Source organism: Propioniciclava sp. LT432, assembly GCF_059515965.1.
The window spans coordinates 126,615-149,889 of sequence record NZ_JCAKNE010000002.1; the positions used below are offsets into that span (position 1 = coordinate 126,615).

Sequence of the window (23,275 nt, forward strand, 5' to 3'; positions counted from 1 at the left end):
GGCTGAGCGGAGCGTCGCCGGGGCGACGCTCCGCTCAACACGCGGCCTCAGTTCTGGGGGTTGGAGAGGACGAGGTGGCCGACGGCGGTGTTGGACGCCGGAACGTGGTAGAAGCGGTGGTTCACGGAGATGTCCTCCCCGCCCTCGAACTGGTCGTCCATGGCGCCGCGGGCGATCAGCCACATGACCAGCTCGATGCCCTCGGAACCGGCCTCGTCGACGTAGTCCAGGTGCGGCCACTCGGTCAGGCCGACCGGGTCGTTGATCAGCATGTCGAGGAAGGCGTTGTCCCATTCCTTGTTGATCAGGCCGGCACGCGGGCCCTGGAGCTGGTGGCTCATGCCGCCGGTGCCCCAGATCTGGACGTTGAGCGGCTCGCCGTCCCACTTGTCGAGGGCGCGGCGCAGGGCCTTGCCCAACTCGTAGCAGCGGCGTCCGGACGGGACCGGGTACTGGACGACGTTGACGGCCAGCGGGATGACCTTGGTGGGCCACTTCTCGACGTCACCGAACAACAGCGACAGCGGGACGGTCAGGCCGTGGTCGACGACCATTTCGTTGACCAGGGTCAGGTCGAAGTCGTCCATGATGACCGACTGGGCGATGTGGGCGGCCAGCTCGGGGTAGCCCTCGACGTCCGGCACGGGGCGGGGGCCGTAGCCCTCGTCGGCGACGGGGTAGTGGGCGCCGGTGCCGAGCACGAAGGTCGGGATCAAGGAGGAGTCGAAGGCGGTGGCGTGGTCGTTGTAGACCAGGATCACGACGTCCGGGGTGTTCTCCGGCTTGCTGATCCACTCCCGCGACTCCACGTAACCGTCGAAGACCTTCTTCCAGTAGGGCTCCTCGGTCTTCTTCAGGTCCATCGCGGCGCCGATGGCGGGCACGTGCGAGGTGAAGACGGCGGAGGTGTAGCGCGCCGGGGCGTCGGGGCGGGTCGTCTCGGCCTTCTCGCCCGGCTCCGGGGGAACCCAGCCGTCCTGGTCCTTGAGGCGGTTGCCCTCGGGGCGTCGTCCGCCGTTGATCATCATGTCGCGGTATGCGGCCTCGGACATGCCGGTCATCGAGCCGGCCATCTGCTGGAAGCTCAGACCGTGCGTGGCGCCGATTTTGCTCAGGAAGTAGATGTTGCCGCCCTCGGCCATCATGGCGTTGAGGTCCATGTCGAGCACGGCCTTCTTCTGGGCGTCGGTGAGCGGCCACTCGTTGACGTAGGCCTCGCGGTCGGCGAGGTAGCGCTCACGGTTCTCCGGCTTCATGAAGGACATGGAGAACTGGTTCAGGTGGTAGCCCTTCCGGGCCTGTTCGGCATCGAAGATGATCGTGCCGGGGACGTCCTTGTACGGCTTGTCGAGTGCCATGGTCATTCTCCTTCGGGCCAGTAGAGGCGGGTCGGGTTGTCGACGAGCAGCTTCCGCTGCAGTTCGGCGGTCGGTGCGATGAGGGGGATGTGGTCGACCAGCAGCCCGTCGTCGGGCATGTGGCTCTTGAGGTTGGGGTGGGGCCAGTCGGTGCCCCACAACACGCGGTCGGGGAACTCCTCGACCACGCGACGGGAGAAGGGGACGACGTCGGCATAGGCGTTCTGCTCGCCGTCCAGGGCGGGCGCACCCGTCTTGGTGAGTCGCTCCGGGCAGGTCACCTTGCACCACACGTTCGGGTTCTCGCGCATGAACTGCAGGAAGAGCCCGAACTCGGGACCGTCCACGTCCTTGGTGACGTCGGGGCGACCCATGTGGTCCACGACCACATCGGTCTTGATGGAGGAGAAGAAGTCGTACAGGTCGGGCAGGTCCTCGGCCTCGAAGTAGATGACGACGTGCCAGCCCAAGGGGGCGATCTTCTCGACGATCTCTGCCAGGGCGTCGGTCGGGACGGCGTCCACGAGGCGCTTGACGAAGTTGAACCGGACGCCGCGGACGCCGGCCTCGTGCAGTTCGGCCAGCTGCTCCGCGGTCACGTCGCGACGGACGGTCGCCACGCCGCGTGCCTTGCCGTTCGAACGGCGGACCGCGTCCACCATCGCCGAGTTGTCGGCGCCGTGGCAGGTCGCCTGCACGATGACGTTGCGCTCGAAGCCGAGGTGGTCGCGCAGGGCAAACAGCTGGTCGGCGGACGCGTCGCACGGGGTGTACTTGCGCTCGGGTGCGAAGGGGAACTCCCCGCCCGGACCGAACACGTGGCAGTGGGCGTCCACAGCGCCGGCGGGCAGCTGGAAGCGCGGCTTGCTGGGGCCGTCGTACCAGTCCAGCCAGCCGGGCGTCTTGGTGAAGTCGCCGGTGACGTCACCGTGGGCCATGGGGATCCTCCTTCAGGATGCGGTCGGCGGCAGCGCGCCAGTCCGGTGTCGGTTCGATGGTGCCGTCCTCGGCGAGGTCGGCGACCCAGCGTTGCCGCTGGGCGGTGGCACGGGAGGACCAGGGTTCGATGCCCGCGGCGGCGACCGTGTCGGCCGCTTGGTCCATCTCGTCGGCACGGCGGCGGCCGTGCCGGGTGGCGCGTGCGAAGAAGTAGGACGCCTGGGCGTCCCAGTCGATGCCGGGGAACGTCTCGCCCAGCGAGGCGAGCACGGCGTCCTCGACGCCGTGGTGCCGGGCCGCGGTGAGGCTCTCGATGAAGAGCGCCTCCATGCCCTTGATGATGACCGAGCGGCAGAGCTTGGAGGCGGAAGCGACGCCGAGGCGCTCGTCGTGGGCGGTGGCGTCCGTGAAGCCCAGCCGGGCGAGGACGGGGGCGAGGTCGCCGGCGTCCGGACCGCCGAGCAGGATCGGCACGGCCAGCCCGTGCGGGGGCACCGACGTCATGACCGCGCCCTCGACGTAGCGTCCCCCACCCGTCGTGACGGCCTCGGCGGCACGCCGCTTGGCCTGCGGCGACGCGGAGTTCAGGTCGAGGACGAACGTGCCCTCGGCCAGGCCGGGGGCCACGGCGTCCGCCACCGCGACGGCCTGGTCGGCCGTCACCGCGCTCACCACGAGGTCGGACGCCGCCGCCACGGCCGCGTGGTCCGCCAGGAGCCGGACGCCGTGCGCGTCCGCGTGGTCGACCAGCGGGGCGCGCCGGTCGTCGTCCAGCTTGAGGTCGTAGGCCACGACGTCGGTGCCGCGGGCGCGCAGGTCCTCGGCGAGGATGCGTCCGACCTCGCCGTAGCCCACGACACCGACGGTCGTCATCAGGACAGGTACTTCAGTCCGGCGGCCGCGAGGGGCTCGCGCATCTTGTACAGGTCCAGGCCGAGGGTGCCGTTGGCGAACTGCTCGCGCTTGCCCTCCTCGTTGGCCTCGCGCTTCGCGGCGGCCTCCGCCACCTCGGCGGCGCGGGCGGCGGGAACGACGACGACGCCGTCGACGTCGGCGACGATCACGTCGCCGGGCATGACGAGGGCGTTCGCCACCACGACGGGGATGTTGACCGAGCCGAGGGTGGCCTTCACGCAGCCCTTGGAGTTGATCGCGCGGGCGAAGACGGGGAAGCCCATCTCCTCCAGCACGTCGACGTCGCGGACGCCGCCGTCGATGATCAGCCCCTTGCAGCCGCGGGACTGCACCGACGTGGCGAGCAGGTCGCCGAAGAAGCCGTCCTCGGATTCGGTGGTGCAGGCGGCGACGAGGACGTCGCCCTCCTGCACCTGCTCGGCGGCCACGTGCATCATCCAGTTGTCGCCGGGCTGCAGCAGCACGGTGACGGCGGTGCCGGCCATCTTCGCGCCCTTCCACACCGGGCGGATGTAGGGACGCATGAGGCCGACGCGGCCCATCGCCTCGTGGATCGTCGGCACGCCGAACTGGGCGAGCTTCGCGACCACGTCGGCGTCGGCGCGCTGGATGTCCGGCTGGACCACGCCCAACTGGTTGTACAGGTGCATCTGTTTGTCTCCTTGTGTCAGAGGCCGCGGGCGGCCAGGGCGCGGTCGACGCGGGGGTAGACCCTGCGCGCGTTGGTCTCGAAGACGGCCTTCTTCTGCTCGTCGGTGAGGTTCGGCGTCGCGTCCACGTAGCGCTTGGTGTCGTCGAAGTAGTGACCCGTGCGCGGATCGATGTCGCGGACGGCGCCGATCATCTCCGAGGCGAACAGGATGTTGTCGACCGGGATGACGTTCGTCAGCAGGTCGATGCCGGGCTGGTGGTAGACGCAGGTGTCGAAGTAGACGTTGCCCAGGAGGTGCTCCTCGAGCTCGGGCTTCTTCAAGGCCATCGCCAGGCCGCGGAACCGGCCCCAGTGGTAGGGCACCGCGCCACCGCCGTGGGGGATGACCAGCTTCAGGGTCGGGAAGTCCTTGAAGAGGTCCCCCTTCAGAAGCTGCATGAACGCGGTGGTGTCGGCCCCGAGGTAGTGGTCGCCCGTGGTGTGGAAGACGGCCGGCTTGCAGGTGGTCGAGACATGCACCATGGCGGGCACCTCATACTCCACGAGCTTCTCGTAGATCGGGTACCACGCCTTGTCCGTCAGGGCGGGGGCGCTCCACAGGCCGCCGGACGGGTCGGGGTTCAGGTTGACCGTGACGGCACCCAGCTCTTCCACCGCGCGAACGAGCTCCGGAACGCTGGTGGCCGGGTCGGCGCCGGGGGACTGGGGCAGCATCGCGCCCATGAGGAAGCGGTCGGGGAACAGCTCGCTGACGCGGGCGACCAGGTCGTTGCAGATGCGGGCCCAGGTCTTGCTGACCTCGAGGTCGCCGATGTGGTGGGCCATGAAGGAGGCGCGCGGGCTGAAGACCGTGACGTCGCTGCCGCGCTCGTTCATCAGCTTGAGCTGGTTGGCCTCGATGGTCTCGCGGATGTCATCGTCGCTGATCCTCAGCGCGGCGACGTCCGGGGCCTCGCCCTCGCCGTTCGCGAAGGCGATCTGCAGGTCACGCCACGCGCCCAGCTGCGCCGGCGCGGTGGTGTAGTGACCGTGGATGTCGATGATCATGCGTTCCTCCGTTGTGCTGCGGTACGCCGTGCCCGGGTGCGCGGCGGCCCTGCCAGCTCCCTGCTGCCTTTGACTCTAGGCCCACCGCTCATTGTCGGTCCAATAGATGCTGCGAAGGAGTGATATAGATACTCTCTATGTCGTGACGACCATCGACCTCAATTCTCTGCGTACCTTCGTGGCGTTGTACGAACTGCGCAGCGTCACGGCCGCGGCGGAGAAGCTCCACGTGACCCAGCCGACCGTCAGCTACACGCTCGGACGCCTGCGGCGGCGTTTCGGGGACGACCTCTTCCGGCGGGAGGGGAACTCGCTGGTGCCCACCCCACGGGCCACGCGGCTGTTCGGCCCCGTGCACGAGGCCATCGCCCAGATCGACGCCGCCATCACCGACCCGGACGACTTCTCGCCCTCGACGCTGGCCGACGAGGTCGGCCTGGCGCTGACCTCCATCGGCGAGCAGACCTTTCTGCCGCCCGTCATGGCCGCGCTGGGCGAGCAGGCGCCCCACCTGCACCTGAGCGTCGAGCGGCTGGACGCGGGTGGAGTGGAGGAGGGCCTGCTGCGAGGGTCCATCGACCTGGCCATCACCGTGTCGTTGCTGGACAGTCCGCACCTGTGGCGGACGCCAGTGCGGGGCGTCGAGTACGTGGCGTTGGCGTCCTCGGCGCACCCGCTGCCCCGGACGGGGCCGGACATGTTCGCCGGACGCCGCTTCGTGCGCGCCTCCTCGCGGGGCGGCCACACGTTCCCCAACCAGGCGCTGATCGAGCACGGGCTCACCGAACAGGTCGCGCTCACCGTGGAGGAGTTCGCCAGCGTTCCCGCCGTGCTGGACGCCACGGACCTCGTCTCGCTGCTGCCCCGGCACGTGGCCGAGGTGTTCCGGGGCTGGTTCCCCGGCCTGGCCACCTTCGCCCTGCCCTGGCCGGCGCACAGTTCGCCCGTGGCCGTCTACAGCCGTCCCGACGTCAGCCTGACGCCGGCGCAGCGCTGGTTCCGCGACCTGGTGGTCACCGCGGTGACGGAAGTGGGAGAAGCGGGCGGCACGGCTGCGCCACCGGGGCGATGATGGGCGTGAACGGAGGAACCGACGATGATCCCCGACACCATGAGCGCCTGGCGGGTGCGCGAGCCCGGGCCCTTGGCGTCCAACCCGCTTGAGCACGTGACGGTGCCGACCCCGGCGGCGGGCCCGGGCGAGGTCCTGGTCCGGGTGCGGACCTGCGGGGTGTGCCGCACCGACCTGCATGTGAGCGAAGGCGACCTGCCGATGCGGCGCCGCCACGTCGTGCCCGGGCACGAGGTGGTGGGGGAGGTGGTCGCGCACGGTGGCGTCCGGACGCCGGGGGCGCAGCCCCGCTTCGTACCGGGGGGCCGCGTGGGGATCGCATGGCTTCGCGGCACCTGCGGCGCGTGCCGGCCCTGCCGGTCCGGCCGGGAGAACCTGTGTGCCTCCTCGCGCTACACGGGCTGGGACGCCGACGGCGGCTACGCCGAGTACGCCCTCGTCGATGAGGCCTACGCGTACCGCGTGCCGGAGGAGTTCGACGACGTCACGGCGGCGCCCCTGCTGTGCGCGGGCATCATCGGCTACCGGGCCCTGCGCCGGGCCAGCGTGCCCCCGGGTGGCAGGCTCGGGCTGTACGGCTTCGGCGGCTCCGCCCACCTCACCGCGCAGCTCGCACGAGCACAGGGGCTGGAGGTGCACGTCCTGACGCGGGGTGAGGCGGCCCGCGCCCTCGCGCTGCGGCTCGGTGCGGCTTCGGCGGGCGGGGCGCTCGACCTGCCTCCGGTGCCCCTGGACTCGGCGATCATCTTCGCGCCTGCGGGGGAGATCGTGCCCCGGGCGCTGGAGGCCCTCGCCCCCGGCGGCACCTTGGCCGTCGCCGGCATCCACCTGTCCGCCATCCCGGGGCTGGAGTACGGCCGGCACGTCTTCCACGAGAAGACGCTCACGTCGGTCGAATCCAACACGCGCCGCGACGGGGAGGAGTTCCTCACGCTCGCCGCGCGACTGGGCGTGCGGGCCGAGACCACCGAGTACGCGTTCGAGGAGGCCCCCCGGGCGCTGGCCTACCTGGCCCGGGGCGACGTCGAGGGCGCGGGGGTGCTGCGGATCGGCTGAACGCTGTGCCGCGGCCACTCGGGCGGACGATACTGGTGTCCTGCCCGAAGGAGCGCCATGGACGTCCCACAGCCGGCCCTGCCTCAAACGATCGCGGTCATGAGCCCTGACTTCGACGAGGGGGGAACCATCCCCGACCAGTTCACGTGCCACGGTGCGGGAGCATCGCCCGCGTTCGCCTGGTCGGGGGTCCGGGCCGACGCGACCACGGTCGCGGTGGTGGTGTCCGATCCGGACGCCCCGCGCGGCACGTTCCTGCACTGGCTTGTCACCGGGCTGCCCGCCGCGGACGGTGCCTTCCCGGCGGGTGCAGCCACCGAGGGCGCGCAGGAGTGGGTCAACAGCGGTCGGACAACCGGGTGGTACCCCCCGTGTCCGCCGAGCGGGACGCATCGGTACGTCTTCGCGGTGTTCGCCCTGGACGCGCCCGTGGAGGCAGCGTCCAGCCAGGACGCGCTCGACGCGATCGACGCCCACACCGTGGCCCGGGGCTCCCTGACGGGGCTGGTCCGCGCGCGCTGATCGGCGCCGCGCCGCGCCTGACGCCGGGACTTCGAACGCCGTGACCGCCCCGCTGAGAGCGGGGCGGTCACGGCGTTGCCGGGTCAGGCTCGGGCGCCGACTGCCCGCTCGCGCACGACGTCGACGACGGGGCGTCCGGTGTCGTAGTCCATGCCGAGCTCCTCGACCTTGACGTGCGCCGTCTCCCGCGAGGTGACGACGGCGATGAACGCAAGGACGGTGATGCCGGTGGCGAACAGGGCGACGGGGATCCAGCCCCAGGTGCCCTCTCCGAGGAGGCCGGCGGCGATGGCCGGGGCGAAGCCCGCCACGAGCAGGCCGAGCTGGTTGCCCATGGCCGACCCGGTGTAGCGGACGGGGGCGGCGAACATCTCGGCGAAGTAGACGGGCCAGACGCCGTTCCAGAACGAGTAGAACACGCTCATGTTGAGGAAGGCTCCGAGGAAGGCCAGCGCGACGTTCCCGGTCGAGAGCGTCCAGAAGTAGAAGAACAGGGTGACCACGACGCCGATGTGGGCCATGAAGATGGTCTTCTTGCGGCCGATCCGGTCGGAGAGGGCTCCCGCCATCGGGATGGTGAACATGGACGCACCGACGGCCACGACAGCGATCATGAGCATCGTCTCGCGGGGGATGCCCTGCTCGACGCCGTAGCGCAGCGCAAAGACGCTGAACAGCGTCTGCATGAGCGAGAACATCATCGAGATGGTGACGCGCACGACGTCCTTCCACTGGTGGCGGAGCACCGAGGCGGCCGGGAGTCGTTCGACGGTGGCGTCCTCCTTGGCCTCCTCGAACACCGGGGTCTCGTCCAAGTGGGTGCGGACGAAGTACGCGATGGCCAGGACGACGACCGACAGCAGGAACGGGATGCGCCATCCCCAGGACAGCATCTGGTCGGTGGGCAGCAGTGAGACGGGGATGAAGACCAGTGAGGCCAGGACGTTGCCGGAGGCGTAGCCGGTCATCACCGATGAGGTGAACAGGCCGCGGCGTCCCTCGGGGGAGTGTTCCACCGTGAGCGTGGCCGCGCCGGCTGCCTCGGCACCGGCGGTGAAGCCCTGGGCCAGTCGGAGGGTCACCAGCAGGACGGGGGCCCAGATGCCGATCGCCTCGTAGGTGGGAAGCAGGCCGATCAGGGTGGAGGCGATGCCCATGATCGCGAGCGTGATGAGCAGCACCTTTTTGCGGCCGATGCGGTCGCCGAAGTGCCCCATGACGAGACCACCGAGGGGGCGGGCGATGTAGGCCGCCCCGAAGGCCATGAACGAGGCGACGGAAGCGATCGTCGGGTCGCCGCTGGGGAAGAACAGCTGGGGGAACACCAGCGCGGCGGCGGTGCCGAAGATGAAGAAGTCGTAGTACTCCAGCGTGGAGCCGAGGAAGGAGGCCAGGGCTGCCTTGCCCGGCGTCTTCTTGTGGCCCTCGACGGGGGTCTCCGCGTCGGTGAGCATCTGGTCGATGTCCTCGCGGAACGGGTCGGTGGTGTGGTCACGACGCATGGGGCGTCCTTTCGGGTCAGAGCTCGAAGTCGACGGCCGCGATGACGTCGACGTTGGGGAGCGAGAAGGGCTTGATGGCTTCGTGGAGGGGATGGGTGTCGTAGACACCGATGTCCTCGAGCTTGGCGAAGTCGGCGACGATCGCGTGGTCCCAGGACCGGTCGGCCTTCACGACGTCGGGGCCGTGCGTGAGCTTGACCAGTCCGGGGATGTTGCCCTCGAGCTTGTCGAGGCCTTCAATCCACTGCTGCTTGATCTCTGGGGTGAACGTGGGCGCCCACTTGAACAGGACGACGTGGCGGATCATGGATGTTCTCCTTCGAACGTGTTGCGGACCGCACAGGGCGGGTGGAGCGGGACCGTCAGGAGAGACGTCCGCGGTAGGGCGAGGTGGGACTCGCCAGTGCTCGCGCCACCTCCGCGGCCGCGGCCTTGAGGGCCGGGACAGCGGTGGGGAGGTCCTCCTCCCCGACGGGGGTGACGACGCCGACGGCGGCGATGACGTCTCCACGGGGGTTCTCGACCGGGACGGCCACACCGCTGGACGGCTCCACGATCCCACTGACGGAGACGGCATACCCCTGCTGGCGTACCTGGGCCAGGAGCCGGCGCATGGCCTTGGGATCGGTGACCGTGCCGGCGGCGTGCCGGGTGAGTCGGGACGAGAGGAACGCCTCCTGCACCTCGGGGAGGGCGTGCGCCATCAGCACGTGTCCGGCTGACGCGGCGTGTGCCGGCAGGCGGGCGGCGACCTTGGTGATGTTCACGGTCGGCTTGGCCGTGTCCATGCGGTCGATGTAGAGGACGTCGTGCCGGTCGAGGACGGCGAGGAACACGTGGTGCTGGAGTCGGTTGCGAAGGCGCTCCAGGGGCAGCCGGGCGGACTCGCGCAGGACGAAGACCAGCGAACTCCGCTCGGTGAGCTCCCAGAGGCGGAGCCCCAACCGAACTTCGCGACCGTGTCGGTCGAGAAGCCCGGTGAGGGACAGTTCGTCGACGAGTCGGTGGATGGTGGTGGACGGCAGGTTCGCACGCCGGCCGAGCTCGGCCACGCTCATCGAGAGGTTGTCCCCGTCGAAGGCCTCCAAGACGCGCGCGATGCGTTCGACCATCGAGTCACCGGTGGGCGAGTTCGCCACCGTCCACCACCTCCTTCCCTGTGTGTCGCTGTCGCCGGGTCAGGCCACCGGCGTCCCGGCACGCTCAGCCGCGTGCACGCCGATGTCGCGTCCGGTGAGGTAGCCGAAGACCATGGCGGGGCCGATGTTGGCGCCGTAGCCCGGGTAGCCACCGCCGAACACGCTCACCGCGGCGGTGCCCACCGCGTACAGGCCGGGGATGGCCTTGCCGTCACGGGTGAGGACCTCGCTGCGGTCGTTGACCTTCAGACCGGCGTAGGTGCCCAGGTCGCCCATCTGGATCTTGACGGCGAAGTACGGCCCCTGGTCGAGCGGCTCGAGGTTGGGGTTGGGCTTGTGGTCCATGTCGCCCTTGAAGTTGTGGTACTTCAGGGAGCCACGCTGGAACTTGGGGTCCTCGCCCTTGGCGGCGTGCACGTTGAACTCGTCGATGGTCTTGCGAAGGTTCGCAGCGGGGACGCCGATCGTCTGGGCGAGCTCCTCGACCGTCGGAGCCTCGATGAGGAACTTCTCGGCCTCGAAGATCTGCTTCGGGAAGGGCCACGGCTTGGCGTAGCCGATGCCGTACTTGTGCATGGCCTTGGCGTCGGCGATGATCCAGCCGAACGTCTTCTCGCGGTTGGCGTCGTTGTTGATCATCTCCACGCCGTAGTCGTGGTAAGACAGCGACTCGTTGGCGAACCGGACGCCGTCGCGGTCGACCGCGATCAGGCCCGGCAGGCCGAACGCGCGCAGGTGCGGGAAGATGGCCGGCTTCTTCTTGACCAGGGTCTCGAACGTGGTGACGGGGCCCCACGAGGCCGGCTGGTGGACGGAGTCGTCGATGTAGCCGCCCAGTTGCTGGGCCATCTTGTAGGCGTCGCCGTCATGGCCGATGGTCGGGGTGAAGTGGTCGTCGCCGTGGGGGTCGTGGGCGAAGAACTGCTTGCGGAGCTCGGGGTTGTTCGAAAAGCCGCCGGACGCGAGGACGACGCCCAGACGGGCCTCGACGACGCCGGTGTGCTCGCCCGCGATCCGCGCGCCGGTCACCACGCCCTCGTCGTTGGTGATCAGGGAGAGCGCCTCGGTGTTGGTCCACATGCGGATCCCCGCCTTGCGCGCAGCGGCGAACATCCAGGTCATCAGCGCGTTGCCGTTGGTGCGGGTGTAGGCGCGCTTGAACAGCGCCGTCTGGGCCCACGTGGTCAGGACGTTCTTGGTGGCGTAGAGGAAGTTGCCGAGGCTCTGGTTGGCCTTGAGCATCTTGGCGATGTCGGGGCCGATCTCGGGCATGTAGCCGTAGACCGTGTAGGGCATCAGGTAGGGCTGGACGCGGAGGCGGTCCTCGCCGAGGATGCGGGCGTCCGCGCGCTTGAAGGTGACCGCGCGGCCCTTCTCCTTGGCGCCCGGCGCGTCCATCTGGTAGTCGGGCGACATGGCGCCGTACACCATCTGGACGCCCTCGTCCTCGAAGAACTGCATGGCGTCGGGCACGGCGTCGAGGAACACGTCGACCATGTCCTCGTTGTAGCCGTCCAGCGCGAGCGCCTTGATGTACGCCTGGGCCTCGGCGCGGGTGTCATCCGTGCCGCCCTTGTTGCCGGGGACCCAGCCCCAGCCGCCGCAGATGGCGGACGTGCCGCCCAGGTACTTGTCCTTCTCGATGATCAGGACCGAATGGCCCTGACTGGCGGCCTTGAGTGCGGTGGCCACGCCGGCTGCGCCGGAGCCTATGACCAGGACGTCGGTGTTGATGGTCTGGGACATGATGGATGCGACTCCTTCGTCGGTGTGCGATTGCACCAGAGTCGGCAATCCACCATTGGACGGGAATACCGATTCCCGATGAACGGGATAGTACCGCCCAATGGGATGTTGGCTCCCCGATCAACGGGAAGAGCGGTTCCCGTTGGCTGGGTTCGGACGCTTGGTTTGTCTCCCGTACCCGCGACGAAGGAGTGGCGATGAGGAACCAATGGCTCGGCCTTGACGGCAAGGTGGTGGCGGTCACCGGCGGTGGCAGCGGAATCGGCAGGCAGGTGGCGCTCGACCTCGCGGAGGCGGGGGCGGTGCCGATCGTGCTGGACCTGAACCGTGACGCGGCGCAGGCCGTGGCCGACGAGGTGAGGGCGAGCACCGCCATCGAGTCGTCGGCCTTCGGGGTCGACGTGACCGACGAGGAGGGGGTCCGGGCAGCCTTCGATGCGATCGCCGAGCACCACGGCAGCATCCACGGTCTGGTCAACGCGGCGGGTCTGCTGCGTGCGGGGGCGCTGAGCGAGCTGTCGGCGTCCGACTGGGAGCTGACCCTCAAGATCGACCTCACCGGCTGCTTCCTGACCTCGCAGTCCGCGCGCCGACACATGGACGCGGGCGGAGCCGTCGTCCACATCTCGTCCATCGCCGGGTCGAACCCGCAACCCTTCAGCGGCGCCTACAGCCCGTCGAAGGCGGGACTGACCATGCTGAGCCGCCAACTCGCGTTCGAGTGGGGCCCGGACGGGGTTCGCTCCAACGTCGTCAGCCCGGGCCTGGTGCGCACGCCGATGAGCGAGCCCTTCTACCAGGCGCCCGGCGTCCTCGAGGCCCGCGAGAACGCAGTGCCCCTGCGCCGCATCGCCACGCCGGGCGACATGGCGGACGTCACGCTGTTCCTGCTGTCGGACCGCTCCTCGTACGTCACCGGTCAGGAGATCGTCGTCGACGGCGGCTTCGGCACCGGCCTGATGTCCTTCGTGCCCCGTCCCGGTTTCAGCGACTAGGGTCTCGGGCATGTCCCGCGATTCGGTGATCTCGCGGGTCGCCCGGATCCTGTCCGCGTTCGACCACGGGCGCTCCCGCCTCTCCCTGACGGCGCTGTCGAGCCGGACGGGGCTCCCCCTGACCACCACCCACCGGCTGGTCGCCGAACTGGAGCGCCATGGCCTCATCGACCGCGACTCGCACGGCAACCTGCGCTTGGGCATCCAGTTGTGGGAACTCGCGTCCCGAGGGTCGCACGCCGCCACCCTGGGAGAGATCGCCACCCCCTTCATGCGGGACGTCCTGGAGGGGGTCGGTGAGCACACCACACTCGCGATCCTCGACCGCGAGTCGGTGCTCTACATCGAGCGCCTGTCCTCGCCCCACTCGAAGCTCGAGGCCGCCCGGATCGCGGAGCGGATGCCGATCCACGCTTCGTCGTCCGGTCTGGTGCTGCTGGCCTTCTCCGACCCGGAGGTCCAGGAGGAGATCCTCTCGCGATCCCTCAAGAAGGAGACGCACAGCACGGAGACCGACCCCAAGGTGATCCGGCGAACCCTCGCCGAGATCAGGCGGGTCGGCTACGTCGCGCCGCCCTCCATCGGACGGACCGGATGGATGGGCGTCGCCGTGCCGGTGTTCTGGGGCGACCGCACCATCGCCGCCGCCCTCAACGCGATCGTCCCCCTGGAGGGCACGCACGCCCACGCACACGCCTACGCGCAGGCGCTGATCCCCGCCCTCCGCACCGCGGCGAGCGGCATCAGCCGTGAGTTGGCACACCATCCCGAGGCGCGGCGTCCGATGCTCTGACGAGGCCGATCACACGAGTTCTTCCGAAGAGCGGAAGTCGTGCTGCGCCGGGTGGCGGCCTCGTCGCACTCTGGAGATGCAGCGGGGCCAGGTCCCCACAACGAAGCAGGTCAGGCACCGAAGCCTGGTGACGCCCTTCGAACCTCCTACCTCACCGCCCCCGGGGCGGTATCACGTGACCCCTCTTGGAAGGCACCAGCATGTCCACCGACACCATCGAGACCGCCGCGATCCCCGCCGAATGGCTCCCCTACAGCCACGAGCTGGAGTGGCCCGACGGCTTGGAGCCCTTCAAGGTCGTCGACGACGGCAGCCAGGGCGACCCGTACGCGCACTACCGCTTCATGGTCGACGAGCACCCGATCCTGCGTTGCGCGACCCCCACCGGTGACGTGTACATGATCAGCCGCTACGCCGATGTGCGGAAGGCCCTGCGCACGCCCAAGGTCTTCTCGTCCCAGGTCGTCACGCCGCCGCCGCTGACCTTCGTGACGCTGCTCGACGCTCCGTACCACACCAAGATCCGCACGGTCATCGCTCCGTCCTTCACCCCCAAGGCGATCGCGCGCTTCCAGGAGGGCATCTACCAGCGTGCCGAGATCCTGCTCGACAAGCTGATCGCGAAGGGTGGCGGCGACATCGTCGACGAGTTCGCGATCCCGCTCAGCATGACGACCATCAGCGCGCTGCTGGACGTGCCGGCCGAGGACCAGGGCCTGATGAAGTTCTGGTCGGACGAGGCCTTCTCCTACTTCGGCCGCCTGGCCCGCAAGGCTCCCGGTACGGGCACGGACGAGGAGAGCTCGATGAAGTTCTTCCAGTACCTGCGCGACCGCATGGAGGTGCTGTACGCCGAGGGCAACGACTCCATCGGTGGTGAGATCGCCAAGCGTTGGAAGGCCGGCGACCTGTCCGACTCCGAGGCTGGTGAGCTGTGCGCCTTCGTGTTCGTGGCCGGCCACGACACCACGACCATCCTCATCGCGAATGCCTTCATGATGCTGGCCCAGCACCCCGAGCTCATCGAGCGGCTCCGCAACAACCCCGACGAGGTGGCGCGCTTCGTGGAGGAGACGGTTCGCTTCCGCGGCACCGTGCAGCGAGCGTCGCGGATCACCACCCAGGAGGTCGAGATGTCCGGCGTCGTGCTGCCCAAGGGTGCCGTCGTCCGCCTGATGACCGCCGCTGCGGGCCGCGACTTCGCCCAGTGGCCGGACGCCGACACCTTCGACATGGACCGCGACCCCGATGGCCACACCGGATTCGGCGCGGGCGTCCACATGTGCGCCGGCGCCCCGCTGGCCCGCATGGAGACCATCGCCGGCGTCGAGGTCGCCGTGAAGAAGCTGGCGTCCCTCGAGCTCGACCCCGAGCGCCCGATCACCTGGGTGCGCGGGAACAACCTGACCAACTCCGGCCCGGAGACCCTGTTCGTGAAGATGGAGGCCCTGTCGTGACCACGGACACCGTCCTCATCGCAGGCGCCGGCCACGCCGGCATCGCCACCGCCGTCGCGCTGCGCGCCAAGGGTCACACCGGCCGCATCGTCGTGGCGGACGCCGAGGGTCGCGACCCCTACGAGCGCCCCCACCTGTCCAAGGACATGCTCAAGGTCGGCGGCTCGGACGAGCCGACCCTGCTCCGCAAGCCGGCCTTCCTCGAGGGCAAGGGCATCGAGCGCCTGTCCGGCGTCTCCCTGACGGGAATCGACGTCGACGCCCGCACCGCCAGCCTCGGCAATGGCAGTTGCTTGGCCTGGGACGACCTGGTGATCGCCACCGGGTCCATCACCCGCGACCTCCCCGCGCCGGGCGGCCGCCTCCCCGGCCACCACCGCCTCAAGACCGTCGAGGACGCCCAAGCCATCAAGGCGAACCTCGTTCCCGGCGCGCGTGTGGTCGTCATCGGGGCGGGCTACATCGGCCTGGAGGTGGCTGCGGCGGCCGCAGCCGCAGGCTGTGACGTCACGGTCCTGGAGTTCGCCGAACGCGTGATGAGCCGCGTCACCAGCGAGCCGGTGTCGCTCTTCTACCAGCAGCTCCACGAGTCCCACGGCGTCCGCTTCGCGTTCGGCACCGCCGTTACCGGCGTCACCGGCGACGGGCGGGTCGAACAAGTCCACACGGCAAACGGTGTCGCCTACCCGGCGGACCTCGTCGTCGAGGGCGTCGGCGTCCGGCCCAACCAGAGGCTGGCGCAGGACGCCGGCATCATCTGCGACGACGGCATCGTGGTCGACGGCGATGGGCGCACCTCGTCCCCGCACGTCTACGCCGCCGGCGACGTCACGCGGTTCCCGGCCCTGTTCGATGGTGCCAGCCAGCGCCTGGAGTGCATCTCCAACGCCCTCGAGCAGGCCGATCGAGTCGCTGCCCGGATCACGGGCAACGAGCCCGCGGCGCGCGAGGTCCCCTGGTTCTGGACGATCCAGCACGGCGTCCGTCTCCAGACGGCCGGCGTCCGCCAACCCGACGACCGGGTCGTGGTCCGTGGGACCCCGGAGTCGGGCACGTTCAGCGTCCTCTACCTGCGCGACGGCCGCCTGGCCGCGATGGACACGATCGGCGGGCTGAAGGACTTCCGGGCCGGCAAGAAGCTCGTCGCCGAGCGCGCGCTGATCGATCCCGGGCTGGCAGCCGACCAGTCCGTCCCCCTGGCCGACACCGTCCTGGTGCCGAACATCTCGGCCGCCTGACCCCCACCATCGTCAAGGAGAAGAACGCATGAGCATCACCATCAACGCCACCGACCGTGAGGGCGTCCTGCACCGGGTCGAGTGGGATGACGACCAGGTCCTCATGGAGGCCCTGCGGGACAACGGCGAGCTGCCGGTCCTCGCGTCGTGCGGCGGCACGGCCTCCTGCGCCACCTGCCACGTCTTCCTGCCTGAATCGCTCGTCGCCGAGCTGGGGGAGCGCAGCGAGGACGAGCAAGAACTCGTCGAGGAGGCCGAGGGCTACCGTCCGTCGCAGTCGCGCCTTTCCTGCCAGGTCAAGTTCGACGCCTCCTACGAGGACCTTGACGTCGAGTTGGCTCCCGAGGAATGACCTGACCACCGTCGTGGGCGGTCAACGCCTCTTGCGGTTCCAACTGGCCTTGGCCGGCGCGAAGGGACTGCGGGCGTGGATCGCCCACGTCGAGTGCGGGTGGATGGACAGGATGTCGCGCTCCAGGCGCGCGCGTTCCTCCTCCGAGAGGGCCGGCAGGACGGCTTCGCGGTCCACCTCGTCCTGGGGCCGGGGGCGGAGGGCCTTCCACAGCAACTGGATGCCCGGCGCGCCGGTCGGGACGCCCCGCACGTCCAGCACGGCCTCGTCCCACGGGACGCCCAACCGCGGGTCGCGGCGGTACAGCCAGCGGTCGGCGGTTCCGTCCTCGACGTGCACCTGCAGGACCCACACATCACGCCCGACGTCATGGACGCCGATGGCCTGCAGGTCCGCATCGGCGGGGACGTCCTCGAACGCGATCAGGCCCTCGTCCAGCATGGCCCAGGAGTGGAGGTGGGCGGGCAGGGCTCCGACGACCGTGGCGAGGTCGCCCGGCAAGGTGCTGATGTCGATGTTCGCCTGCTCCCGGATCGGTCGTCCGAGCCAGTGCTCCAGGGCGACACCGCCCGACAGCCACCAGCGCGCGTCCAATGCGCCGAAGAGTGCGATCAGGTCGTCCACCGTCAAGGGAGCCCATGGTGCATCGATGCTGGGAGGTTCGGCCGTCATGGGCACCATCCTGCCAGCGACGCCGCGAAGGTGACCTCCTGCCGAGAACGGCGTCATGCGCGACCTCGGGCCCTGGCTCTCACGCCGACGGGAACTCCTCAGGAACCACGATCCCCGCAACCCCCTGAACCAGGGTGTTGCGGGGATCGCTGGAACGTGCCAACCGGACGGTGCCGTGTTGACGATGCGTGTCAGGCGTTCTGCAGTACGCGGTCCTCGACGCGACCGGCGGACGCCTTGCGGGACAGTGCGGCGTCGACCGAGATGCGACCGGCACCGGCGACGCCGACGGCCAGGGCGGCGGCGGCGATGACACCAACCAGCTCCCAACCGCCGCTCTCGATGAAGATCCCGGCGGGGATGTGAGCCAGCACGGCGGCAGCGCCCATGTGCAGGGCGACGACGAGGCCGGTGATGGCGGAGAAGGCGCCGACGAGCAGCAGCACGCCGCCGACCAGCTCGATCACGGCCGCGACGGGCGCCGACAGCGCGGGGAAGGGGACACCCATCTGGCCGAAGGCCTGAGTGGTGCCGGCGATCGTCCACTCGAAGAACTTCTGGCCGCCATGCGCGATGAGCACAGTGCCGAGCACGATGCGGGCGATCAGGCGGGCGATGTCGCGGACGATGGCGGGCGGGTTCAGGACGGTGTTCATGCTGTGCTCCTCGGAGATGTGCTGTGACGCGGGATCCCGGGGGAACCTCCGCATTGCTTGATGGGACAACCTAAGCATGATTGATGATTCAATCAAAATCGGGGTTGTCAACAAGGCACACGCCAACACGACGAAGCCGCCCTGACCAGGATCTGGATCCTTGGTCAGAGCGGCTTCGTGCTCTGTGCGCGAGAGAGGACTTGAACCTCCACGCCCTAATACGGGCACTAGCACCTCAAGCTAGCGCGTCTGCCAATTCCGCCACCCGCGCAAGGTGTCGGCCGGGTTTCCCCGACAGCCCGGCAACAATAGCGCGTCCGACCCGCCTTCTCCAAAACGAGTGCGCACGTGTTGCGCAGGTCAGGTGCCGGGCAGGCGGGAGAGCAGGTGGAGGGCCACGTGGAAGAGGACGCCGTCGGCGCGCGAGCGTGGGTTGAGGCGAGTCAGGGACTGCAGGCGGTCGAGCCTGGCGCCCAAGGTGTTCTTGTGGACGAACAGGTCTGCGGCGGCCAGATGCAGCGAGCCGTCCCGCTCGTAGTAGGCGGTGAGATCGCGGGCATAGCGCGGAACCTGGTCGGACGGAACCGCCCCGAAGACGCGATCGAGGAAGGCGCGACGGACGTCGGGGGAGACCTCGTCGAGGATGAGGTCGAGCCCAACGGCGGAGTACCACAGCAGAGACTCGCCCCGACGGGACGCCGCCTGCAGGGCGCGGTCGGCCTGCAGGTAGGCGTGGTGGACGGCGTCCGTGGCGTCGCCGATGCCACTGACCAAGCGCAGCCCGACCCCGTCCATCAGGGCCCGGGCCGTCGAACGAAGTCGCTCCTCGACCTGCTCGGGGGTGGTGGTGTCGCTGGGCAGGAGCCCGATCAGCCGGTTCGGGGTGCGTACGAAGACGCTGTGCGGAACAGATTCAACCGCCGTGCGCACGATGCGTGCGGCACGGTCGATGAGCGGCTGGTGGTCCTCCGCGGAGCTGTGGTTGTCGACGACCGGTAGGACCTGGCTCACGGTGACCCAGTAGCTGCGCTCCACGTCGATGCCGAGTCGCCCGCCGCGCTCCCGCAGCGACTGGGTCGTGGGGGCCCCGTCGAGGACCCACTCGGCCAGGAACCGGTCTCTGATGCGCCGCTGGACGTCGCGGTCCTGCTTCTGGCGATTCTCCCGGACCAGGATCTCGGTCATCTTCCGCACCACGTGCCCGTACTTGATGACTTCCCCGTATGGACCCGTCACGCCGACGACGCCCTGGATGGCGCCGTCCACCGTCACCGGAAGGTTGAGTCCCTGCCGTGTTCCGGGGAATTGTCCGTCATGGTCGACCACGAGTTCCTCCAGTCCGCGGTCGACGAGGAGGGCGGCGCCGCCGTGGAAGCCACCGACCCGGTCCGGGTCCGTGCTGGCGATGATCGTGCCCGAAGCGTCCATGAGGTTCACGTTCTGGCCGAGCAGTGAGCTGATCTCGGTGACGATGTCGTGGGCTCCGGCCGCTGAGATGTCCATCGACCACCTCCTCGGCGAACACTGTGCTGCAGCACAAGGAGGTGAGTCAACCCATGGGTTCTGGCCCATGGCGGCGATGTGCGAGCACCCCTAGGGTCAATCACCAGGTCCGTGAGCGAAGGAGCCCAACCGATGACCGGCATTCCCTTGATCCTCGTGTTCGTCCTGGCGATCGTCGCCATGATCTTCATGATTTCGAAACTGAAGATCCACCCGTTCCTGTCGATCATGGCGGTCGCACTCGTGTTCGGCCTGATCGGCGGTATCCCGCTGGTCGACGTCAAGAGCGGGGACAAGACCATCTCCGGCATCGCCACCGTGATTGGGCAGGGCTTCTCGGGCACGTTCACGTCGATCGGCATCGTGATCATCCTCGGTGCCCTGATCGGCATGATCCTCGAGGTCACCGGTGGTGCCTTCCGGCTTGCGGACGCCATCGTGAACCTGATCGGCAAGAAGCGCCCGATCCTGGCCATCCAGCTCATGGGTTGGATCGTCTCGATCCCGGTCTTCTGCGACTCGGGCTTCGTCATCCTGAACCCGATCCGTCGCGCGCTCGCGCGGCGCACCGGCACGTCGTCGGTCGCCATGACCGTCGCGCTGTCAGCCGGCCTGTACACCTCGCATGTCTTCATCCCTCCGACGCCGGGCCCGATCGCAGCAGCGAACACCTTGGGCCTGGGGGACCACCTCCTGCTGGTCATCGGGCTGGGTGCCCTCGTCTCGCCCCCGGCCCTCATCGCCTCCTACTTCTACGCCCGCTGGATCGGGTCCCGAATTCAGTCCACGGAGGACGTCGACCTGAACGCCGCGATCGACGGAGAGGTCGAGAGGAGCTACGAGGAACTTCGCGCCTCCTATGGCAAGCTGCCCAGCACGTGGCTCTCGTTCGCCCCCATCGTGGTCCCGATTCTGGCCATGGCCCTCGGCTCCATCGCGTCCATGGCCAAGTGGACCGGTTTCGGCGCCGACCTCGCCAAGTTCGTCGGTACCCCGATCATCGCGCTGGCCATTGGCACCGTCATCGCGGTGGCCCTGCTCGCCCAGACCGACCGTATGAAGCAGTTCTACGACGTCACGGACTCCACGCTGAAGGTCGTCGGCCCCATCCTGTTCATCACCGCCGCCGGGGGTGTGCTCGGCAGGGTGATCGCCAACACCGACATCGTGACGTTCATCACCGACAACGCGAGCGTGATGGCGTCGGTCGGGCTGTTCTTCCCCTTCCTCCTGTCGGCCATCCTGAAGACCGCGCAGGGGTCCTCGACCGTGGCGCTCGTCACCACGGCCGGCATCGTCGCGCCCATGCTCCCGGCGTTGGGGCTGGAGACCCCGGTGCAGATCGCACTCGCCGTCATGGCGATCGCAGCGGGCGCCATGACCGTGTCGCACGCGAACGATTCCTACTTCTGGGTCGTGACGAACTTCGGCGGCATGACCGCCGACCAGGGCTACAAGACCCAGACCATGGTGACCCTGATCATGGGTGTGGTCTCCATCGCCTTCATCTGGATTCTGTCCCTGTTCCTCATCTAGTGCGGCTGGAACGGAGCCCCATGCGCAAGGTCGTCCTGATCCCCGACTCCTTCAAGGGCACGATGTCCTCGGCTGAGATCTGCACGATCATGGCCGATGCCATCCTTCGCCACCTCCCGGACGCCGAGGTGGTCCAACTCCCGGTCGCCGACGGCGGCGAGGGCAGCGTGGACGCCTTCCTCGCGGCAACCGGGGGCGAGCGGATGCCGGCCACTGTCACTGGGCCGTTCCCTGGTGAGCACGTCGAGGCGTTCTATGGCCGCCTGCCCGATGGGACGGCCGTCATCGAGATGGCCGCGGCGGCGGGCCTGCCGCTCGTCGATGGCCGGCCCGCCCCGGACCGCACCACGACCCACGGCGTGGGCGAGCTGATCCTCGCCGCCCTCCATGCCGGTGCTCGGCACCTCATCGTGGGGGCCGGTGGGAGCGCCACCAACGACCTCGGCGTGGGGGCGGCCGCGGCCCTCGGCGTCCGCTTCCTGGACGCCTCGGGCGAAGCCTTCGTCCCGACCGGCGGCACCATCGCCGACATCGCGCGGATCGACTCGTCCAGCCTCGACCCGCTCGTCCGCGACTGTCGGATCACCGTCATGTGCGACATCGACAACCCCCTGCACGGAGAGCGGGGGGCGGCCCACGTCTTCGCCCCCCAGAAAGGTGCCCCACCTGAACTGGTGTTTGAACTCGACCGACAACTCGCCCGCGGCGCCGAGCTCATCCGCCGCGACCTGGGCGTCGACGTCGCGGACATCCCGGGTGCAGGAGCCGCCGGTGGACTGGCGGCCGGCCTGATGGCGTTCTGCGGCGCCGAGTTGCGCCAGGGCATCGACGTCGTCCTGGACGCCGTGGACTTCGAAGGCGTCCTCGCGAGTGCCGACCTGGTGTTCACCGGCGAGGGCAGGATCGACTCCCAGTCGTTGTCGGGCAAGGTCGTCGTCGGGGTCGGACGCCGCGCGCGCCCCCTCGGTGTGCCGGTGGTCGCGGTCGTCGGCGACATCGCCGACGGCTTCGAACCCGTCTACGACGAGGGCGTGACTGCCGTGTTCAGCATCAACAACCTCGCGGTGGACTTCACCCATGCGAGGGCGCGCGCCCGTCAGGACCTGGCGCTCACCATGGACTCGCTGATGCGCTTCGCGACGGTCGTCGGTCAGCCCACGCGCGCCTCGTTCGGGCCTCCCGACACGTCGTCGAGTGCGGAGGCGATCTCCTCGGGCAACTCCATCGACTCGGCGTCCAGGTAGGGCGCGAGCTGGGCGGCCGTCCGGGCACCCAGCAGGGGCGCCGTGACGCCCGGGGCGTCCCGGACCCACAGCCAGGCGACCTGGAGCGGGGTGACGCCCAGACCGTCTGCCGCCTTGGCGACGGCCTCGACGACGGCGCGGGATCGGGACTCGAGGTACGGCTCGACGTACCACTGGAAGTGGGGCGCCGCGCCCCGTGACTCGCGCGGGATGCCGAACCGGTACTTGCCGGTCAGAACGCCACGCCCCATGGGTGACCACGGGAAGAAGCCCATCTCGAAGTGGCGCAGGGCGGGCAGGACCTCGACCTCGGCGCGCCGGGCCAGCAGCGAGTACTCCACCTGGTTGCTGACCAGGCGTGCCCGTCCGGGGAACGCCTTCTGCCACGTGGCCGCCGCCGCGGTCTGCCACCCGACGAAGTTCGACACCCCGGCGTACCGGACCACGCCGGTCGAGACGGCGTGGTCCAGCGCCGCCAGGGTCTCCTCCAGCGGTGCCGAACCCCATGCGTGCACCTGCCACACGTCGATGTGGTCGGTACCCAGGCGGCGCAGCGAGTCGTGCAGGTCGTCCATCAGGACGCGCCTCGACGTGTCGACGACGCGGACGCCGTCCCGGAACATGAAGCCAGCCTTGGTGGCGAGCACGACGTCGTCGCGGGACACATCGGTGCGCAGCAGGTGTCCGATCATGCTCTCGGCCTCACCGCGCGAGTACGCCGGGGCACTGTCGATCAGGTCGCCTCCGGCGTCCACGAAGGCGCGCAACAGGGCCCGCGCGTCCTCCAGCCGCGTGTCGCGCCCCCAGGTCATCGTCCCCAGCCCGGCGCGTCCGACGGTCAGTCCGCTGGTGCCCACACTTCGCCGCTGCATGGTGGTCAC

Annotated in this window: 23 protein-coding genes and 1 tRNA gene; 10 read left to right on the forward strand and 14 right to left on the reverse strand. The window is 69.3% G+C overall.

Features of this window, described 5'->3' with window-relative positions:
- Nucleotides 1-47: 47 nt before the first annotated feature.
- Genes AC5YDV_RS01690 through AC5YDV_RS01710 form a run of 5 tightly spaced genes read right to left on the reverse strand, consistent with a single transcriptional unit; the run spans nt 48 to nt 4,911 of the window.
- Nucleotides 48-1,358 carry a protocatechuate 4,5-dioxygenase subunit alpha/beta gene (locus AC5YDV_RS01690; RefSeq protein WP_496181868.1) on the reverse strand — a complete coding sequence of 437 codons (1,311 nt, stop codon included), beginning with the start codon at nt 1,356-1,358 and terminating at the stop codon, nt 48-50.
- A 2-nt stretch (nt 1,359-1,360) separates the two neighbouring features.
- A complete protein-coding gene (locus AC5YDV_RS01695) occupies nt 1,361-2,296 on the reverse strand; it encodes an amidohydrolase family protein (RefSeq protein WP_496181869.1) in 936 nt (311 codons plus the stop codon).
- The gene (locus tag AC5YDV_RS01700) at nt 2,283-3,170 is read right to left on the reverse strand and encodes an NAD(P)-dependent oxidoreductase (protein WP_496181870.1); all 888 of its coding nucleotides are present in this window, start codon (nt 3,168-3,170) and stop codon (nt 2,283-2,285) included. The genes AC5YDV_RS01695 and AC5YDV_RS01700 overlap by 14 nt, the downstream gene beginning before the upstream one ends.
- Nucleotides 3,170-3,862: a 4-carboxy-4-hydroxy-2-oxoadipate aldolase/oxaloacetate decarboxylase gene (gene ligK, locus AC5YDV_RS01705; protein ID WP_496181871.1), complete on the reverse strand. Its 693-nt coding sequence runs from the start codon at nt 3,860-3,862 to the stop codon at nt 3,170-3,172. Before ligK ends, AC5YDV_RS01700 begins: the two co-directional genes overlap by 1 nt.
- Nucleotides 3,863-3,879: 17 nt before the next feature.
- Nucleotides 3,880-4,911, reverse strand: a complete 1,032-nt coding sequence (locus AC5YDV_RS01710; protein ID WP_496181872.1) for an amidohydrolase family protein — start codon at nt 4,909-4,911, stop codon at nt 3,880-3,882.
- Between the two features lie 142 nt (nt 4,912-5,053).
- On the opposite strand from AC5YDV_RS01710, the gene AC5YDV_RS01715 reads away from it, so the two are divergent.
- From AC5YDV_RS01715 to AC5YDV_RS01725, 3 genes are all read left to right on the forward strand, one after another.
- Entirely contained in the window at nt 5,054-5,983 is a 930-nt protein-coding gene (locus AC5YDV_RS01715) for a LysR family transcriptional regulator (RefSeq protein WP_496181873.1), read from the forward strand.
- A gap of 24 nt (nt 5,984-6,007) precedes the next feature.
- A complete protein-coding gene (locus AC5YDV_RS01720) occupies nt 6,008-7,039 on the forward strand; it encodes a zinc-dependent alcohol dehydrogenase family protein (protein ID WP_496181874.1) in 1,032 nt (343 codons plus the stop codon).
- 99 nt (nt 7,040-7,138) lie between these two features.
- Entirely contained in the window at nt 7,139-7,561 is a 423-nt protein-coding gene (locus AC5YDV_RS01725; protein WP_496181875.1) for a YbhB/YbcL family Raf kinase inhibitor-like protein, read from the forward strand.
- An 83-nt stretch (nt 7,562-7,644) separates the two neighbouring features.
- Here AC5YDV_RS01725 and AC5YDV_RS01730 read toward each other — a convergent pair whose 3' ends face one another.
- The 4 genes from AC5YDV_RS01730 to chcC2 are packed head-to-tail and all read right to left on the reverse strand — an operon-like array spanning nt 7,645 to nt 11,948.
- Nucleotides 7,645-9,063, reverse strand: a complete 1,419-nt coding sequence (locus AC5YDV_RS01730; RefSeq protein ID WP_496181876.1) for an MFS transporter — start codon at nt 9,061-9,063, stop codon at nt 7,645-7,647.
- Between the two features lie 16 nt (nt 9,064-9,079).
- Nucleotides 9,080-9,370 (reverse strand): Dabb family protein, encoded by a 291-nt coding sequence (locus AC5YDV_RS01735; protein WP_496181877.1) that lies wholly within the window; start codon nt 9,368-9,370, stop codon nt 9,080-9,082.
- Between the two features lie 55 nt (nt 9,371-9,425).
- Entirely contained in the window at nt 9,426-10,202 is a 777-nt protein-coding gene (locus AC5YDV_RS01740; RefSeq protein ID WP_496181878.1) for an IclR family transcriptional regulator, read from the reverse strand.
- 39 nt (nt 10,203-10,241) lie between these two features.
- The gene (gene chcC2 / locus AC5YDV_RS01745; RefSeq protein ID WP_496181879.1) at nt 10,242-11,948 is read right to left on the reverse strand and encodes a 4-oxocyclohex-2-ene-1-carboxylate 5-dehydrogenase; all 1,707 of its coding nucleotides are present in this window, start codon (nt 11,946-11,948) and stop codon (nt 10,242-10,244) included.
- Nucleotides 11,949-12,145: 197 nt separating this feature from the next.
- Here chcC2 and AC5YDV_RS01750 point away from each other — a divergent pair, with 197 nt between their 5' ends.
- The 5 genes from AC5YDV_RS01750 (at nt 12,146) to AC5YDV_RS01770 (ending at nt 16,783) form a co-directional block, all read left to right on the forward strand.
- A complete protein-coding gene (locus AC5YDV_RS01750) occupies nt 12,146-12,943 on the forward strand; it encodes an SDR family NAD(P)-dependent oxidoreductase (RefSeq protein WP_496181880.1) in 798 nt (265 codons plus the stop codon).
- Between the two features lie 10 nt (nt 12,944-12,953).
- Nucleotides 12,954-13,736: an IclR family transcriptional regulator gene (locus AC5YDV_RS01755; RefSeq protein WP_496181881.1), complete on the forward strand. Its 783-nt coding sequence runs from the start codon at nt 12,954-12,956 to the stop codon at nt 13,734-13,736.
- Between the two features lie 200 nt (nt 13,737-13,936).
- Complete coding sequence (locus AC5YDV_RS01760; protein WP_496181882.1) at nt 13,937-15,193, forward strand: cytochrome P450; 1,257 nt, start codon at nt 13,937-13,939, stop codon at nt 15,191-15,193.
- Nucleotides 15,190-16,431 (forward strand): NAD(P)/FAD-dependent oxidoreductase, encoded by a 1,242-nt coding sequence (locus tag AC5YDV_RS01765; protein ID WP_496181883.1) that lies wholly within the window; start codon nt 15,190-15,192, stop codon nt 16,429-16,431. The genes AC5YDV_RS01760 and AC5YDV_RS01765 overlap by 4 nt, the downstream gene beginning before the upstream one ends.
- 28 nt (nt 16,432-16,459) lie before the next feature.
- The gene (locus AC5YDV_RS01770; protein WP_496181884.1) at nt 16,460-16,783 is read left to right on the forward strand and encodes a 2Fe-2S iron-sulfur cluster-binding protein; all 324 of its coding nucleotides are present in this window, start codon (nt 16,460-16,462) and stop codon (nt 16,781-16,783) included.
- A gap of 21 nt (nt 16,784-16,804) precedes the next feature.
- Here AC5YDV_RS01770 and AC5YDV_RS01775 read toward each other — a convergent pair whose 3' ends face one another.
- The 4 genes from AC5YDV_RS01775 to AC5YDV_RS01790 form a co-directional block, all read right to left on the reverse strand.
- Nucleotides 16,805-17,455: a hypothetical protein gene (locus tag AC5YDV_RS01775; RefSeq protein WP_496181885.1), complete on the reverse strand. Its 651-nt coding sequence runs from the start codon at nt 17,453-17,455 to the stop codon at nt 16,805-16,807.
- Between the two features lie 191 nt (nt 17,456-17,646).
- Nucleotides 17,647-18,111 (reverse strand): DoxX family protein, encoded by a 465-nt coding sequence (locus tag AC5YDV_RS01780; RefSeq protein WP_496181886.1) that lies wholly within the window; start codon nt 18,109-18,111, stop codon nt 17,647-17,649.
- A 185-nt stretch (nt 18,112-18,296) separates the two neighbouring features.
- A tRNA-Leu gene (locus tag AC5YDV_RS01785) sits at nt 18,297-18,382 on the reverse strand.
- Nucleotides 18,383-18,471: 89 nt separating this feature from the next.
- Nucleotides 18,472-19,614 (reverse strand): CdaR family transcriptional regulator, encoded by a 1,143-nt coding sequence (locus tag AC5YDV_RS01790; RefSeq protein ID WP_496181887.1) that lies wholly within the window; start codon nt 19,612-19,614, stop codon nt 18,472-18,474.
- 132 nt (nt 19,615-19,746) lie between these two features.
- Between AC5YDV_RS01790 and AC5YDV_RS01795 the strand changes: the two genes are divergently transcribed.
- Both AC5YDV_RS01795 and AC5YDV_RS01800 read left to right on the forward strand, forming a co-directional pair.
- Nucleotides 19,747-21,150, forward strand: a complete 1,404-nt coding sequence (locus AC5YDV_RS01795) for a GntP family permease (RefSeq protein WP_496181888.1) — start codon at nt 19,747-19,749, stop codon at nt 21,148-21,150.
- A gap of 20 nt (nt 21,151-21,170) precedes the next feature.
- Nucleotides 21,171-22,394, forward strand: a complete 1,224-nt coding sequence (locus tag AC5YDV_RS01800; protein WP_496181889.1) for a glycerate kinase — start codon at nt 21,171-21,173, stop codon at nt 22,392-22,394.
- On the opposite strand, the gene AC5YDV_RS01805 is transcribed toward AC5YDV_RS01800, so the two are convergent.
- On the reverse strand, nt 22,301-23,266 hold the full coding sequence (locus AC5YDV_RS01805; RefSeq protein WP_496181890.1) for an aldo/keto reductase: 966 nt from the start codon (nt 23,264-23,266) through the stop codon (nt 22,301-22,303). The two genes, AC5YDV_RS01800 and AC5YDV_RS01805, sit on opposite strands and share 94 nt — an antisense overlap.
- Between the last annotated feature and the right edge of the window lie 9 nt (nt 23,267-23,275).

Bases quoted from the DNA above. Each gene is read 5' to 3' on its own strand.
- AC5YDV_RS01690 (WP_496181868.1), bottom strand. From the start codon at position 1,358: ATGGCACTCGACAAGCCGTACAAGGACGTCCCCGGCACGATCATCTTC.
- AC5YDV_RS01695 (WP_496181869.1), bottom strand. From the start codon at position 2,296: ATGGCCCACGGTGACGTCACCGGCGACTTCACCAAGACGCCCGGCTGG.
- AC5YDV_RS01700 (WP_496181870.1), bottom strand. From the start codon at position 3,170: ATGACGACCGTCGGTGTCGTGGGCTACGGCGAGGTCGGACGCATCCTC.
- ligK (WP_496181871.1), bottom strand. From the start codon at position 3,862: ATGCACCTGTACAACCAGTTGGGCGTGGTCCAGCCGGACATCCAGCGC.
- AC5YDV_RS01710 (WP_496181872.1), bottom strand. From the start codon at position 4,911: ATGATCATCGACATCCACGGTCACTACACCACCGCGCCGGCGCAGCTG.
- AC5YDV_RS01720 (WP_496181874.1), top strand. From the start codon at position 6,008: ATGATCCCCGACACCATGAGCGCCTGGCGGGTGCGCGAGCCCGGGCCC.
- AC5YDV_RS01725 (WP_496181875.1), top strand. From the start codon at position 7,139: ATGAGCCCTGACTTCGACGAGGGGGGAACCATCCCCGACCAGTTCACG.
- AC5YDV_RS01730 (WP_496181876.1), bottom strand. From the start codon at position 9,063: ATGCGTCGTGACCACACCACCGACCCGTTCCGCGAGGACATCGACCAG.
- AC5YDV_RS01735 (WP_496181877.1), bottom strand. From the start codon at position 9,370: ATGATCCGCCACGTCGTCCTGTTCAAGTGGGCGCCCACGTTCACCCCA.
- chcC2 (WP_496181879.1), bottom strand. From the start codon at position 11,948: ATGTCCCAGACCATCAACACCGACGTCCTGGTCATAGGCTCCGGCGCA.
- AC5YDV_RS01750 (WP_496181880.1), top strand. From the start codon at position 12,146: ATGAGGAACCAATGGCTCGGCCTTGACGGCAAGGTGGTGGCGGTCACC.
- AC5YDV_RS01755 (WP_496181881.1), top strand. From the start codon at position 12,954: ATGTCCCGCGATTCGGTGATCTCGCGGGTCGCCCGGATCCTGTCCGCG.
- AC5YDV_RS01760 (WP_496181882.1), top strand. From the start codon at position 13,937: ATGTCCACCGACACCATCGAGACCGCCGCGATCCCCGCCGAATGGCTC.
- AC5YDV_RS01770 (WP_496181884.1), top strand. From the start codon at position 16,460: ATGAGCATCACCATCAACGCCACCGACCGTGAGGGCGTCCTGCACCGG.
- AC5YDV_RS01775 (WP_496181885.1), bottom strand. From the start codon at position 17,455: ATGACGGCCGAACCTCCCAGCATCGATGCACCATGGGCTCCCTTGACG.
- AC5YDV_RS01780 (WP_496181886.1), bottom strand. From the start codon at position 18,111: ATGAACACCGTCCTGAACCCGCCCGCCATCGTCCGCGACATCGCCCGC.
- AC5YDV_RS01790 (WP_496181887.1), bottom strand. From the start codon at position 19,614: ATGGACATCTCAGCGGCCGGAGCCCACGACATCGTCACCGAGATCAGC.
- AC5YDV_RS01795 (WP_496181888.1), top strand. From the start codon at position 19,747: ATGACCGGCATTCCCTTGATCCTCGTGTTCGTCCTGGCGATCGTCGCC.
- AC5YDV_RS01800 (WP_496181889.1), top strand. From the start codon at position 21,171: ATGCGCAAGGTCGTCCTGATCCCCGACTCCTTCAAGGGCACGATGTCC.
- AC5YDV_RS01805 (WP_496181890.1), bottom strand. From the start codon at position 23,266: ATGCAGCGGCGAAGTGTGGGCACCAGCGGACTGACCGTCGGACGCGCC.